Here is a 14,139-nt window from a genome sequence, read left to right on the forward strand (position 1 = left end):
ACGCGTCCTCCAGCAGTGGCGTTCGGGCGTACTCCCCCTGGAGTACGCCCGAACCAGGCCCGCCTCGACCGGATCAGCCCTCGGCGGCAGCGGCGGCAGCGGCCTTCGCCTCCGCCTCCTCGAAGGTGGCCGAGGCCTCCGGCCGCGCCAGCGTGACCACCAGCTCCCCGTCGCTGACCTCCGCGATCAGGGTGTCCCCCTCCCGCACCGAACCGTCCAGCAGCAGGTTGGAGATCCGGTTGTCCAGCTCCGACTGGATCGTCCGGCGCAGCGGCCGGGCCCCGAACTCCGGCTGGTAGCCCCGGTTGACCAGGTACTCCTTGGCCGCCTCGGTGACCTCCAGCCGGATGTCCTGGGCCCGCAGCCGCCGCCGGCTGCGCTCCAGTAGCAGGTCCACCACCGACAGCAGGTCCTTCCGGGTGAGCGCGTGGAAGACGATCACCTCGTCGATCCGGTTGAGGAACTCCGGCCGGAAGTGCTGCCGCAGGTCCCGCATCAGGTCGTCTCGGATCTCGTCCACGTTGCCCGCGTGGTCGAGGATCCGCTGCGAGCCGATGTTGCTGGTCATGATCACCACGGTGTTGCGGAAGTCGACCGTACGCCCCTGGGAGTCGGTCAGCCGCCCGTCGTCCAGCACCTGGAGCAGCAGGTTGAAGACGTCCGGGTGGGCCTTCTCCACCTCGTCGAAGAGCAGCACGCTGTACGGCTTGCGGCGCACCGCCTCGGTCAGCTGCCCGGCCTCCTCGTAGCCGACGTACCCGGGCGGGGAGCCGACCAGCCGGGAGACGGTGTGCTTCTCCTGGAACTCGCTCATGTCGAAGCGGATCATCCGGTCCGGGTCGCCGAACAGCAGTGCCGCCAGCGCCTTCGCCAGCTCGGTCTTGCCGACGCCGGTCGGCCCGAGGAAGAGGAAGGAGCCGGTCGGGCGCTCCGGGTCGCCCATCCCGGCCCGGCCGCGGCGCACCGCCTGGGAGACGGCGGTGACCGCCTCGTCCTGGCCGATCACCTTCTGGTGCAGGTGGTCCTCCAGCTTGAGCAGCCGCTCCTTCTCCGTCGCGTTCAGCTCCGCGACCGGGATGCCGGTCCGGGAGGAGAGCACCTGCGCGATGTCGTCGGCCGTCACGTCGACGACCTCCTCGCGGGACTCGGCGACCGCCGCCAACTCGTCCTCGGTCTGCCGCAGCTCGGTCTTCAGGTTGGCGGCCCGGACGAACTCCTCGTCCGCGACGGCCTCGTCCAGCTCCCGCTTCAGCTTGGTGATCCGGTCCCGCACCCCGGTCGCCTCGGTGGAGCCGCTCAGGCTGCGCAGCCGGACCCGCGCACCCGCCTGGTCCAGCAGGTCGATCGCCTTGTCGGGCAGGAAGCGGTCGCTGACGTACCGGTCGGAGAGCGTCGCCGCGGCGTCCAGCGCCTCGTCGGTGAACCGCACCTGGTGGTGCGCCTCGTACGCGTCGCGCAGCCCCTGGAGGATCTCGATCGTCTCCTCGACGCTCGGCTCGGGCACCAGCACCGGCTGGAAGCGGCGCTCCAGCGCGGCGTCCTTCTCCACGTGCTTGCGGTACTCGTCCAGCGTGGTCGCGCCGACCACGCTCAACTCACCGCGCGCGAGCGCCGGTTTGAGGATGTTGCCGGCGTCCATCGACCCCTCGCCGCCACCGCCCGCGCCGACCACGGTGTGCAGCTCGTCCAGGAACAGGATCACGCTCTTCTCGGCCGCGGTGACCTCGTCGATCACGTTCTTCAGCCGCTCCTCGAACTCGCCCCGGTACTTGGAGCCGGCCACCAGCGCGGTCAGGTCGAGGGTGACCACCCGCTTCTCCCTGAGGCTCTGCGGCACGTCCCCGGAGACGATCCGCTGGGCCAGGCCCTCGACGATCGCGGTCTTGCCGACGCCCGGCTCACCGATCAGCACCGGGTTGTTCTTGGTCCGCCGGGAGAGGATCTCGACGGTCTGCTCGATCTCCTCGGCCCGGCCCACCACCGGGTCCAGCCGGCCCGAGCGCGCCTCCTCGGTGAGGTCGCGCCCGTACTCGTCCAGCGTCGGCGTCTCGCTCGGGTGGGCGCCCGTACTGCTGCGCTCGCCGCCGGTGCCGCGCCCCTCCAGCACCGACTTCAGCGCCTCCTGCGAGGGCGCCGCGTTGCGCAGCGCCACCCCGGCGCCCGAGCGCTCCTGGTCGAGCAGCGCGCCGAGGATGTGCTCCGGGCCGATGTACGAGGCCCCGGCCTCCTGCGAGCGGGCGTGCGCGGCGAGCAGCGCGCGCTTGGCCGAGGGGGTGAGCGCCGGCCGGCCGTCCACCGTGTCGGGGTTGCCGGACGGCAGGGCGTGCTCCAGGTCGCCGGAGAGCCGGTCCGGGTCGATGCCGGCCCGTTCCAGCATCCGGCGCGAGGGGTCCACCCGGGTGGCCGCCCAGGCCAGGTGCGCGGTGTCGAGGTCGCTGGAGCCGTCCTCGGCCGCCCGCTGCGCGGCCAGCGCGAGCAGCTCCTGCGAGGACTCGCTGAGCAGCCGCCCGATCGGCACCCGCTGCACGGCGGGCGGGGAGGCCAGCGGGCTCATCCCGAAGAACCGGCTGAGCAGGTCGGAGAACGGATCGTTCGATCCGAACGGGGGCATGGTCACGGCAAGTCACCTCTCCCAAGCGGTTTGCAGCCACACAAACACAGGGCGGACCGGCCCGCCCGTCGAGCCGACCGGGGCCGTCACCCGGCGTGCCCGGGCCCCGCCGCCACGGTCCGGTGGTCCGCCCGTCCGCCCGTCCGCCCGTCCGCTCGTACGGCCGGGGGTTCGCGGTCACCCGGTGACCTGGTCCAGCAGCACGCCACCGCTGTACGTCACCGCCATCGCCAGCAACCCGCCCACGACGTTGCGCAGGACCGCCCGGGCCGGACCGGCACCCCCCAGCCGGGCGCTCGCCCAGCCCGACAGGGTCAGCGCGGCCACCACCGCCACCACCGTCACCACCAGCCGCCACGACTCCGGCGGCAGCAGCACCGCCAGCAGCGGCACCAGCGCGCCCAGCGTGAACGCCGCCGCGCTGGCCAGTGCCGCCTCCCAGGGGTTGGTCAACACGTCGGGGTCGATGCCGAGTTCGGTCTGCGCGTGGGCGGCCAGCGCGTCCCGCTCGGTCAGCGCCGTCGCCACCTCCCGGGCCAGGCCGTCCGCCAGCCCGCTGCCCCGGTAGTAGTCGGTCAGCTCGTCGAGCTCCCCCTCCGGGTCCTCCGCGAGCTCCCGCCGCTCCCGCGCCAACGCGGCCCGCTCGGTGTCCCGTTGGGTGCTGACCGAGACGTACTCGCCGGCCGCCATCGACATCGCCCCGGCCAGCAGCCCGGCCACCCCGGCCGCGAGCAGCGCCGTCCGGGAGCCCGCCGCACCCGCCACGCCGGTCAGGATGCCCGCCGTCGACACCACGCCGTCGTTGGCCCCCAGCACGGCCGCGCGCAGCCAGTTCAGGCGCGAGGACAGCTCCGCCCGCGACCCCCCGGCCTGCTCCCCGACGTGCTCCCCGACCTGCTCAGCCATCCGCCCACCGCTCCCAGGGGTCCGACCGGTCCTCCCGATCCTCGCCCGGCGCCCCCGGCCCCGCCACCCGCCGCCCGCCACCGAGCACGGCCCGCCGGCCCGAGCCCCCTCAGCCCGAGCACCGCCCGCCGGCCCGAGCCCCCTCAGCCCAGCACCCCGTCAACCCGACACCCCCCGCCCGTCCAGCACCGCCGCCAGCGCCCGCCGCAGGTCCTCCGGCCCCCGGTAGCGCACCCCGGTCATGCCCAGCGCCACCGCCGCGTCCACGTTCTCCTGGCGGTCGTCGACGAACAGGCACCGCTCGGGCGCCGCCCCGGCCCGCTCGGCGGCGATCTCGTAGATCCGCCGGTCCGGCTTGGCGCTGCCCACCCGGGAGCTGTTCACCACCTCGTCCGCCAGGTCCGTCAGCCCCAGCAGCGCCAGGTCCTCGTCCAGCCACGCCGTCGCGTTGGTCACCAGCACCACCCGGCAGTGCTCCCGGGCCCGCCGCAGCAGCCCCACCACCGCCTCGTCCGCCCGGAACGGCGAGTCCGCGAACGCCTGCGCCAGGGCGCGCGCCTGTGCGTCCGTCACCCGGCCGGCCAGCCCCCGCGCGATCGAGTCCACCCACTGCGCCTTCCCGATCCGCCCGAGCAGCAGCGGGAGGTCGTTCTCCGGCGCGAACCCGACCTCCGCCGTGCTCCCCTCCGCCAGTCCCGCCGCCCGCTCCAGCGCGGCCACCCGGCTCCCGTCGAAGAACCGGATCACGCCGTCCACATCGCACAGCACCGCGTCGAACGCCACCTCAGCCACCTCAGCCATCCCACCTCCCTATCACCCGGGATCGCCGGCCCCCGCAGCGGGTGCGGCACGAGGACCGGGCGGCGGTCCTGGTCCGTTACCGGCCAGAAGGGGCGGAATCGGCCCGTCGGGCGGACCCGGGGGCCAAAACGGCACATTCCCGGCTGGCGTTCGAATAACAACCTTGGCGTTCGATTGCAATGTTCGAAATGTGACAAGCCGCCCTGCCGCTCTGGCCAGCAACAACACCGGATGTCACACACCGGAGTCGTCCGGCGACGGGCCGCAATCGAACGCCGATAAAAAACGAAGATTCACCCGTTGGAGTGACCCAGCTGGACATGCACCGTTCCGGAAAGGGAAAGTCTCGATGTCCTCAACAAGGGCCATTGGGGGGCTCCTATGGTGGAATCTCGCTCGAATCAGAAGACGATCGAGCAAAAAAGCGGAGTCGGATCGCTGCTCGGCGCTCAGAAGCCGAGTCGCTCCGCAACTCCCGGGGTCGGAAAACCGTGCGACGGCGGAATGCCGGCGGACACGTTCGACCCCGAGCTGTTCCGGGAGAATTCCGAGACGGTACTGAACCGGCTCGAAAGCCATCTGGCCGATTCCTCGATCAGAGGGCTCGAACTCATCGACCCCGAAACGCTGACGCTGGCCGCCAGGGCCCTGATGACCTCCGAGCGCGAGAAGATCGCGGCCTTCGACGAGAAGCGGCTGGACGCGATCACCGACCTGTACATCAGGACGGGGATCCAGGTCCACTCGCCGGGGTACATGGGCCGGCAGTTCTCGGGCGTGGTGCCGCTGGGCGGGGTCGTCGACTTCGTCAGCTCGGTGGTCAACCAGCCGTCCTCGTTCTACGAGGCGGGCCAGCTGCCCAGCGTGGCGGAGCGCATCATGGCCGAGGAGCTGAACCGTTTCATCGGGTGGGAACCGGACTCCTTCGCCATGGTGACCACCTCGGGCGGGTCGCTGGCCAATCTGACCGCGCTGCTGGCGGCCAGGAACAAGATGTTCCCCGGCTTCTGGTCGGACGGCAGTCCGTCGGGGGACGGTCTGCCCCGCCCGGCCATCGCGGTCGGCGCGGACGTGCACTACAGCGTCTCGCGGGCGGCCGGGATCCTGGGGATCGGCGAGTCGCAGATCGTCCGCCTGCCGATCAACGCGGAGCAGCAGATCTGCCTGGAGCAGGTGCGGCCCGCCCTGGCGGCGGCCGAGCAGCGGGGGCTGAAGGTGTTCGCCCTGGTCGCCTCGGCCGGCACCACCTCGGTCGGCGCCTTCGACCCGCTCGACGGACTCGCCGACATCGCCCGGGAAGCCGGCATCTGGCTGCACGTGGACGGCGCCCACGGCGCCAGCCTGCTGGTCTCCGACCGGCTCCGGCACAAGCTGCGGGGCATCGAGAAGGTCGACTCGGTGGCCTGGGACGCGCACAAGATGATGTTCGTCCCGGCACCCTGCACGCTGCTGTTCTACCGGAACAAGGAGGACAGCCTCGGGGCCTTCCAGCAGCGCGCCAGCTACGTCTTCGACGAGGAGCCGGACCGCTACACCGAGCTCGACAGCGGAGCCCGGAACTTCGAGTGCACCAAGCGGCCCATGATCATGCCGCTGTGGACCCTCTGGTCCGTCTACGGCCCGGCCCTGTTCGCCGAGAAGATCGAGTACCTCTGCGACCTGACCGGGGAAATCCACCGGATTCTCCTGGACGAGCCGGATTTCGAGACGCTGCACCGCCCGGAGGCCAACATCCTGTGCTTCCGCTACCGACCGGCAGAACTTCCGGACGACGGCGTGCACCGCCTCCAGGTGGCGATCAGGAACCGGATCAAAATCCGGGGGAATTTCTTCATCTCCAAGGTGAACATCGACGGGGTAGCCGCCCTGCGCGTGGTGATGATGAACCACCAGATCACCGCCGAACACTTCCGGATGCTGCTCGGTGAGATCAGGCGGGTCGGTACCGACCTCCTGGCCGACGCCCGCTGAGGGCCGCCGAAGAACCGTGCCCGAACAATCCCTGCCGAACGAACGACGGCACCTGAACACGTGAACAACAGAAGGACGGGGAATTGACGATGAGTGCAGTGAGTGTCGCGCCCGACCGGCCGGCGGCACCCGGCGGCATCGACGAACTGGCGAGCTGGCTGATCCCCGAGTGGGAGCTGAATCCGGAGTCGGTCGACGCGGTGGAGAAGCTCCCCTCGTTCGCGAGCAAGCTCCGCGAGTGCGAGCGGGTCTGCCAGGCGCCGTACAGCGAGGTGTCGCACGAGCTCCAGGACGCCCTGGTGCTGCGCCGCCTGCAGCAGATGGTCAACACGGTGCGGCTCAACCCGCTCTGGCGCAGCCGCCTGTCGGGCGCCGGCGTCGACGCCGCCCCGCAGACGTACGAGGACTGGCAGCGGATCCCGCTGTCGGACAAGGAGACCCAGCGCGAGTTCTTCATGGGTTCGCGCCCGGGCATGGTGGTGCCGCTGGCGCGCGGCGGCTTCGAGATCGTGGCCAGCGGCGGCACCAGCGGCGGGAAGCCCCTGGAGTCGGTGTACTCGCTGCGGGAGCTGCGGGACACCTACGAGGTGGCCGGCCGCTTCATGGGCACCTACCAGCTCGCCAAGTACCTGCCCGGCACCGACCCCAAGTGGCTGTACACCACGCTGGCCGACTACCAGATGTGGAGCAGCGGCACCATGGTGGGCGGGGTGCTGGCCCAGGTGCCGGGGGTCAACTACATCGGCGCGGGGCCGGTCACCGCCCCGGTGCTGGAGCACATGTTCTCCTACCCCGGCCCGAAGGCGCTGATGGGGATCACCGCGGGCATCGCGATCCTCAGCGAGCTCGGCGCGGGCATGAGCCAGGAGGCCAAGGAGAGCTTCCGGGTGGCGCTGTACGGGAGCGGGGTGCTGCCGCAGCGCAAGCGGGCGGAGCTCAAGGCGATGTACCCGAACCTGTCGATCCTCAGCTACTTCGCCGCCACCCAGGCCGAGACCATCGGGCTGCAGCTGACGGAGGAGTCCCCCTGCCTGGCGGCCGTGCCCGGGCTGCACCTGGTGGAGATCGTCGACGAGAAGGGCCGCTGGGTCGCCGAGGGCGAGGAGGGCGAGCTGGTCGTCACCCGGCTGCACGGGCACGAGGCCCCGCTGCTGCGGCTGAAGCTGGGCGACCGGATGATCCGCCGCCCCCGGCTGGACGGGCCCGGGCTGAAGACCGGCCAGTTCGAGTTCGCCGGCCGCACCGGGGACATCCTGCACCTGAACGACAGCCAGTACTCGGCCCCGCGCGCGTACGAGGCGCTGCGGGACGACCTGCTCAAGGCCACCGCGATGGACCTGGACGTGGTGGCCCACGAGATCCAGTTCGTGAACCACCGCGAGGGCAAGACGATCACGCTGCTGGCCTCGGTCGACGACGTCGCCGGTCTGACGTACCGGATGGACGCCGCGCTCGGCCCGTACGGCGTCCAGCACGTCTTCGTCAACGCGCTGCCCCGCTCGCTCTCGCTGTTCAACCAGGGCGAGGCGAACCCCGCCTCGATCGAGAAGACCGGTTACCGGTTCCTGGTCAAGTTCGTGCCCCGGGCGTCCACGGAGATCGAGCGGACGTCGGTCGGCAAGGTGCCGCTGGTGCGCGACCGGGGCTGACCAAGCCGGCGGGGCGGTACGACCGCCGCTCCGGAACGTTGGTTCGAGGAATGGAGTGAGGATGAAACCGCAAGTGAACATCGCCGTCGTGGTGGACGTGATCGGCGCGCTCTCGGACAAGTCGCTGCTCAACGGCAACCTCTGCCTGATCGACGACGGGTCGTTCGACAGCAAGAACCAGGGGACGCCCGACCTGGTCACCGTGGTGGTCCCCGGCCAGGTGGTCCAGTGGTCCGCCCTGGCGGTGGACCTGCAGACGCCCGTCGAGATCCGGAGCATCAGCTTCGTGCCGGCGGACGGGGCCGCGGGCGCGGACGCGTACGGCGTCGACCCCGCCGCTCCGGCCGGCTCCGCGGTCGAGGGCGTGGACGCCGGTGCGGCGGACGGCGTGGACGGCGCCGCGCCCGCCGACCACCGGGTGTCGGCCGGCCAGCTGGACCTCAACGTCTGGTCCGGCGTGGTCCCGCCGTACCTGGTGCCCGGGGTGCCGTACCGGTACCGGCTGGAGCTCCAGATGTACGAGGGCGAGCACAGCGTGCTGCACATCGACTCGCCCGCACTGATGTGCCTGTAGGCGGAACACCGACAAGGAGGGTGGGCGCATGGCCCAACAACTGGCGATCATCGTGCTCGTGGACGTCGGCAACGCGCTGGAGTCCCGGACGCTGACCGGCAACACCTATCTGTTCGACAACATGAAGCTCCACGGCTCCCTGAACCAGGGCACCGGCGAGCTGGTCACCGCGATCAACGGCAGCTACTGGAGCGACGGCTCGCAGGCCGGCGAGCAGGTGCTCAACTGGCTCCCGTACAGCCTCGGTTCGATCCCCCCGACGGTGCCCCGCGGCTACCACACCACCCGGGCGCGGGCGGCCGAGAAGGAGGCGCTGGCGGAGCTCGCGAACCTGAGCGAGAAGGCCGGGGTCGCGAACGGCGACACCGAGGCCGCGCTCACCCGGATCCGGCAGACCGTCGGCACCAGGGTCAACGGCGCCTCGCGCACCGCGGCCCTCTCCGGGCAGCGGGTCCTGGACGTCACCGGCCGGGTGGTCTCCGACCACGGCCAGGACACCCACAGCTACCCGGCGCCGGTGATCACCGACATCTTCGGCGAGGCGGTGGACGAGAAGATCATCTACCCGGCCGAGTACGGCTCCCCGGACCTGGTCACCGACGGCTGGTACTGGTCGGCGACGATCGACACCTCCCGGCCCGGCACGTACAGCTACAAGATGCGGATCCAGCTCCACGAGCTGATCCAGCGGGCGGGCGAGTGGACCTGGGAGCCGGTCAACCTCACCTGCGAGTCGAAGCTCCGGATCACCGCAGAGCCCAAGCGGAACGGCTTCACCGGGGCGGGCGTGGGCTACCTGCCGATCGCCCCGGCCGCCTTCGGCTGAACCGCTGTCCCAGGAAGTCCCCGTAAGGACGAGGAGGAGTAGATGACCACCAAGCCACGGCTGAAGACCACGCCGAAGCGCCCGATCTCGATCACCGCGGTGGTGGACTGCGTGGGCATGCTGGCGTCCCAGAGCACCCACGGCCACCTGTACCTGTACGACACCAACAAGGCCGGCGGGTCCGCCGACTTCGGCACCGAGGAGCTGCGGACCAAGGTCAAGGCCGGCGACCAGCTGCTCTGGAACGTGCTGGCGCTCGAGTGCGAGGCCTACGTGGCCATCGACGGGATCGAGATCGACCACGAGGTGTGCGAGCCGGTCCGGAAGGTGTACCCGGGCACCGACGTCGCCTACTGGACCGGGACGGTGAAGAAGGACGCCGCGTCCCCCGTACCGTACCGGATCCGGTTCCGGCTGGGCACCCAGGCCGAGCCGATCACCACCACCGTGTCGCCCGTCCTGGTCGGCCGGGCCACCTGACCGCTCCGCGCAACGGACGGCTCCGGGCGGGTGGACCGCCCGGAGCGGCGCGCTCGAAGGAGGAACCTTGACAACCACGGCAAGCAGCGCCACCGAGGGGAAGCAGAACCCCGGGCAGCTGAACTCGGTCCAGCTCAACGTCGTCACGCTCGTGAACATGGAGCGGGCCACGGCCAACCGCTCGCTGGGCGACGCGATGTACATGATGGACAACAGCGTCGGCGGGTCCGGCCAGGGCACCCGGCAGCTGGAGACGGTCTGCAAGCAGGGCCAGGTGATCAACTGGATCATCCGCCCGCTCGACATGGAGCGGCGGCTGGACGGCACCTGGCCGCCCATGCCCAAGATCAACAACATCGTGGTCCTCGACACCGAACTGGGTGACGAGGAGGACGTGGCCGAGCGGAAGCTCTTCACCGAGCTCAAGATCTACGGCATGCCCGACCGCATGCGCTCCCCGCTGACCCCGGTCTACTACTACTGGGCCGGCACCGTGCTCAGCACCGCCAAGCCCGGCCTGTACCGCTACCGGTTGGTCGTCGAGCTGGAGCAGGAGGGCACCAAGGAGAAGCTCTACCTCAACACGGTCGACCACCCCGCCCTGCGGGTCCTCGAGGTCTGACCCGGCCCCGGCGCCGACACCACGAGAGCCCGGTGCCCCCGACCATCCCGGTCGGGGGCACCGGGCTCCCTGCTGTGGGCGCGGACGGTTTCGAACCGCCGACATCTGCTTTGTAAGGCTTGGCGTCCGCCACCCGCCCCTACCTGCGCCCCGCCTGGCCTGGCCATTCCCCGGCTACCGCACCGCCGGGGCCCATGACTGACCGCCATGTACCGCCCGATCTGGCACGCCTCTGGCACGGCCTGGCCTAGCGGTTACCAGCCACCGCGAGGGCCTGACGCACAGATAGCCACTTCCACAATATTCCGGACACAGCCCCCACACACGTGCCAAGCTACGCCCACTGTTCCTGCCAGCCTCCCGGAGCAAAAATTGAGTAGTGACATGCACGTCTCCATCACACCGCGCGGTATGAGCGTCCAGGAGGCGTACCGCTTGTTCAGGGACGACGCTCTATTGGTCAACAGGCGGTACCAGCGAAAGCTAGTCTGGTCCGTAAGCGAGAAGCAGTTGCTGATCGACAGCATCCTGGATGGATACCCAATCCCTCTGATCTTGCTCGCAGAGCGGCCGGAAATTCACGGCAGCGGAAAGTACGAAATCATCGATGGAATGCAGAGACTCGACGCAATCTTCTCATTCATCGAGCAAAAGTACGACTACAACGGCATGCATTTCGATTTGGACCAGAGCGCGCGAGCCCGGCAGGCCGCAGATGCAGGGTCATTCGAGCCAGCCGAAACCCTATTTATACTCCCAGCAGAAAAGTGTGCAAACCTGCTCGACTATCAACTTGCGGTTACGATCTATCCCACGCAAACCGAGCAGCAAATTACCAATGTATTCAGTCGAATCAATTCGAACGGGCGGCAGCTTAGTGTCCAGGAGAAGCGACAGGCTGGAATGATCAACCCATTCTCAGAACTGGTCAGAACAGTAGCAAGCTCGCTTCGCGGCGACGTCTCCGACGACGTTCTGCTCCTACACAATATGCCCAGCATTTCTATCGATTCGGCCCGCGAGAAGCAACAATACGGCGTTAAGGCTGAAGATACCGTATGGATCCGCCACGGAATCCTTAACGTGAAACAGCTGCGCGAGGGCGACGACGAGCAGATGGTCGCTGATATTGCGGCATCGATCCTCCTTGGAAGCCCATTTCCAGCAAGCAAGGAAGAGTTTGACGACATATACGATGCAGAGAGCGAGAAGCATAAGCGAATCGAGCGCAACCTTGCCGCATACGGCGCACGCCGGCTAGAAGAAGAGATCCAGTCTGTCTTTTCCGTGCTGACAGAGGTCGCGGACCAACAGCTTCCTTCGCCGAATGGACTCAGGAACCTTGTCCGGCCCGGAACTGGCGGCAACCCGATTCGAACGCCTTTCTATGCAATCTTCATGTCATTTTTCGATCTGATCATCCGACAGCAGAAGTCTCCAGACGACTACGAATCAATTGTCTCTGCCCTGCGCGGCGTCAGCCCGCGGCTGAAGACTGCACGCCACTACACCTCGGCCGAGGATCGGGTATCCAACATTGATGCCGTCACCGGCCTGATTCAACGACACTTCGTTGCAAAGGTCCCCCCGGCATTCGGACACGGCCCTGGACTTGCGCTCGACTTTGAAAATTCTCTCCGCCGATCTCGCATCGAAACAAGCCGATACGAGTTCAAACAGGGCCTGCTGCGACTCGACAACAAGCGTGAATGGGACGAGTCGATTTTCAAGCGGCTGGCCGAGACGATCTGTGCGATTGCCAATGTGCAGCCAGGCGTCGAGGGCTATCTATTCATCGGCGTCGCAGACAAGGATGCTGACGCGACTCGAATCCAGTCACTAGACGGAGTAGAGCCCGTAAAGGTGGGCCAGCATCATGTCGTTGGAATCGAAAGGGAGGCGAAATCAAAGGGAATCCCCCTGGAAAGCTACACCCAGAAATTCGTCACCAAAATTTCGCAGCAACCAATCAGTGAGCCCTTGGCTACGCAGATTCTTTCCGGAATCGACATGATCGAATATAAGGGGCTGTCCGTGCTTCGGATGCTAATTCCAGGCCAGTCTGATGTATCTTACGTCGACGACCGGATTTTCACCCGCCGGGGCTCCTCTACGGAAGAGATTAAAGATCTCAAGCAAGTGGCGGCGCTAGTGAAGAGTTTCGGCTAGACCCCGCAGGCGGCGGAGCGGTTTTGGCCGGTGTCCTGCCCGGGCTGGGGTCGAGCATGATCGGGGGGCCGTAAGCTGCTGCGACTCGGTCAGGGCTTTTGGGCCTGACCGCAGTTTGGCCGAGTGGCCCCCCGGTCTTGCCCGACGCGGGTCCCTGGCCGGGGAGTGGGTAAAACCGCGGAGCCGCCCGCCCCAGCCACCCTGCTGCCCCTGTCCGGGCGGTCACGCCGGGACCGGGCGCCAGCCCGCACGCCCGCCGTCGGCCGCCCGGGGCGGGGCAGCGGCGCGCGCAGGGCGCGCGCCCTTGACCTAGTAGAGCGGAATTCGGTAGTGACTCCGGTACGGCTTCGAGGCTCGCGTACTACAGCGTGACGGTCGCAACGGCGGCGTCGTCGTGAGCCTTACCGCGGGGCCAGCGCTGGCCGTTGATGTCGCCGAGTTCGGCAGTGCGGACTTCCCGGATGAGCGCGGCCGGCCCGTGGTCGCGGATGAGCTTCAAGGCCTCGGGCCAGTCAGCGAGGTGGAAGCGGTCGACCAGTCGGGACGCTCCGTCGCTGAGCATGTGAAGCCAGTGACGTCGGCACGCGGGACGCTACCGGTGAGGGTTACGTACGCGGCGGCGGGGTCGGCGGTGGCCGCCCAGAAGCCGTCCTGCTGGTTGCGGTGGGCGCGCATGGCCTCGACGTAGCCACGGAGGGCGTCGGCGTGTTCGGGCGTGCCGGTGGGGACCGCGTCCATGGAGCCCCGGAGCGCGGCACCGACCTGGGCTTCGCGGTCGTCGGTGATGGCGGCCGGGCCGGCAGCGGGGTCGGTGTGTTCGAGGATCAGGGTGGAGTCGGCGAGCAGCAGGTATTCGAGATCCTGGCCGGTGAGGCGAACCGCGATGACAGTGGCGGACGGCGTACCGGGGTGGGTGAGGTCGCACTCGGGGTGCAGTGCCGCGGTGGTGGTGATGGCGTCCGCGAGGCAGTCGGTCAATGCGCGGTCCGGCTGGTTGGTCACGCTCGCAAGGAGGTTGACGCCGAGCCGGGTGACGAACCACGCCACGCCGTGGGAGCAGCCGCAGTCTAATCCGGGCGGGGTGCTGGCGCCGTCGAGCAGGACGACGGCGCTCGGGCTGGCCGCGACGAAGTCCTCATTGGGGCGGTCCTGGCGGGCGGGTTCGGTGGCGATCTCCAGATGCACCCGGCTCGCCTCACAAAACGGGGCCAGCACCCGGGAGCTCATGACCAGGATGGGCCACAGCAGCACCCTGGCGGCGCTGATCTACCAGCACATGACCAGCGACCGGGACCGGGCCATCGCCGACCGGATGGGCGAAGCGGTCCGCCAGGCGCTCGGCGGGGAACGGCCGGCACCGGGGGCATCGGGCACGCGAAGGATCGCGCGGGTCCAGTAAGAGCCAAGAAACGATCGAGGGCCGGTTCGGATGGGTCAGCCTCCGAACTGGCCCACCGTGTGGGCGGGCATAAACCGTTCGAACCGCCGAGTCCCGTCCCAGCCCCTCTCCGGTGGCCCAGATCCATGACG

Annotated in this window: 13 protein-coding genes; 8 read left to right on the forward strand and 5 right to left on the reverse strand. The window is 68.9% G+C overall.

From position 1 onward, the window contains the following. Window positions 1-73 precede the first annotated feature (73 nt). From ACFVU7_RS02690 to ACFVU7_RS02700, 3 genes are all read right to left on the reverse strand, one after another. Window positions 74-2,611: an ATP-dependent Clp protease ATP-binding subunit gene (locus ACFVU7_RS02690; RefSeq protein WP_380742258.1), complete on the reverse strand. Its 2,538-nt coding sequence runs from the start codon at window positions 2,609-2,611 to the stop codon at window positions 74-76. Window positions 2,612-2,788: 177 nt separating this feature from the next. Continuing rightward, the gene (locus tag ACFVU7_RS02695) at window positions 2,789-3,517 is read right to left on the reverse strand and encodes a VIT family protein (protein WP_388043955.1); all 729 of its coding nucleotides are present in this window, start codon (window positions 3,515-3,517) and stop codon (window positions 2,789-2,791) included. A 159-nt stretch (window positions 3,518-3,676) separates the two neighbouring features. Continuing rightward, window positions 3,677-4,318: an HAD family hydrolase gene (locus ACFVU7_RS02700; protein WP_380742250.1), complete on the reverse strand. Its 642-nt coding sequence runs from the start codon at window positions 4,316-4,318 to the stop codon at window positions 3,677-3,679. A gap of 504 nt (window positions 4,319-4,822) precedes the next feature. Here ACFVU7_RS02700 and ACFVU7_RS02705 point away from each other — a divergent pair. From ACFVU7_RS02705 to ACFVU7_RS02735, 7 genes are all read left to right on the forward strand, one after another. Continuing rightward, on the forward strand, window positions 4,823-6,289 hold the full coding sequence (locus tag ACFVU7_RS02705) for a pyridoxal-dependent decarboxylase (RefSeq protein WP_074000787.1): 1,467 nt from the start codon (window positions 4,823-4,825) through the stop codon (window positions 6,287-6,289). Window positions 6,290-6,378: 89 nt separating this feature from the next. After that, window positions 6,379-7,938 (forward strand): hypothetical protein, encoded by a 1,560-nt coding sequence (locus tag ACFVU7_RS02710; protein ID WP_387966213.1) that lies wholly within the window; start codon window positions 6,379-6,381, stop codon window positions 7,936-7,938. 61 nt (window positions 7,939-7,999) lie between these two features. Next, the gene (locus ACFVU7_RS02715) at window positions 8,000-8,512 is read left to right on the forward strand and encodes a hypothetical protein (RefSeq protein ID WP_388043957.1); all 513 of its coding nucleotides are present in this window, start codon (window positions 8,000-8,002) and stop codon (window positions 8,510-8,512) included. Window positions 8,513-8,540: 28 nt separating this feature from the next. Next, window positions 8,541-9,338 (forward strand): hypothetical protein, encoded by a 798-nt coding sequence (locus tag ACFVU7_RS02720; RefSeq protein WP_074000784.1) that lies wholly within the window; start codon window positions 8,541-8,543, stop codon window positions 9,336-9,338. Window positions 9,339-9,380: 42 nt separating this feature from the next. Next, window positions 9,381-9,818, forward strand: a complete 438-nt coding sequence (locus ACFVU7_RS02725) for a hypothetical protein (RefSeq protein ID WP_074000783.1) — start codon at window positions 9,381-9,383, stop codon at window positions 9,816-9,818. 67 nt (window positions 9,819-9,885) lie between these two features. After that, on the forward strand, window positions 9,886-10,440 hold the full coding sequence (locus tag ACFVU7_RS02730) for a hypothetical protein (protein ID WP_049654908.1): 555 nt from the start codon (window positions 9,886-9,888) through the stop codon (window positions 10,438-10,440). A gap of 384 nt (window positions 10,441-10,824) precedes the next feature. After that, window positions 10,825-12,609 (forward strand): DUF262 domain-containing protein, encoded by a 1,785-nt coding sequence (locus ACFVU7_RS02735; RefSeq protein ID WP_241852704.1) that lies wholly within the window; start codon window positions 10,825-10,827, stop codon window positions 12,607-12,609. A gap of 361 nt (window positions 12,610-12,970) precedes the next feature. Here ACFVU7_RS02735 and ACFVU7_RS02740 read toward each other — a convergent pair whose 3' ends face one another. Together ACFVU7_RS02740 and ACFVU7_RS02745 are read right to left on the reverse strand one after the other, a co-directional pair. Next, a complete protein-coding gene (locus tag ACFVU7_RS02740; RefSeq protein ID WP_338016240.1) occupies window positions 12,971-13,108 on the reverse strand; it encodes a hypothetical protein in 138 nt (45 codons plus the stop codon). Then, window positions 13,105-13,836 (reverse strand): integrase, encoded by a 732-nt coding sequence (locus ACFVU7_RS02745; RefSeq protein ID WP_338016239.1) that lies wholly within the window; start codon window positions 13,834-13,836, stop codon window positions 13,105-13,107. The genes ACFVU7_RS02740 and ACFVU7_RS02745 overlap by 4 nt, the downstream gene beginning before the upstream one ends. On the opposite strand from ACFVU7_RS02745, the gene ACFVU7_RS02750 reads away from it, so the two are divergent. After that, on the forward strand, window positions 13,835-14,008 hold the full coding sequence (locus ACFVU7_RS02750; protein WP_074000782.1) for an integrase: 174 nt from the start codon (window positions 13,835-13,837) through the stop codon (window positions 14,006-14,008). The two genes, ACFVU7_RS02745 and ACFVU7_RS02750, sit on opposite strands and share 2 nt — an antisense overlap. Window positions 14,009-14,139: the final 131 nt, after the last annotated feature.

The sequence above is a fragment of the Kitasatospora sp. NPDC058046 genome (genome assembly GCF_042885595.1).
GTDB lineage: Bacteria > Actinomycetota > Actinomycetes > Streptomycetales > Streptomycetaceae > Kitasatospora.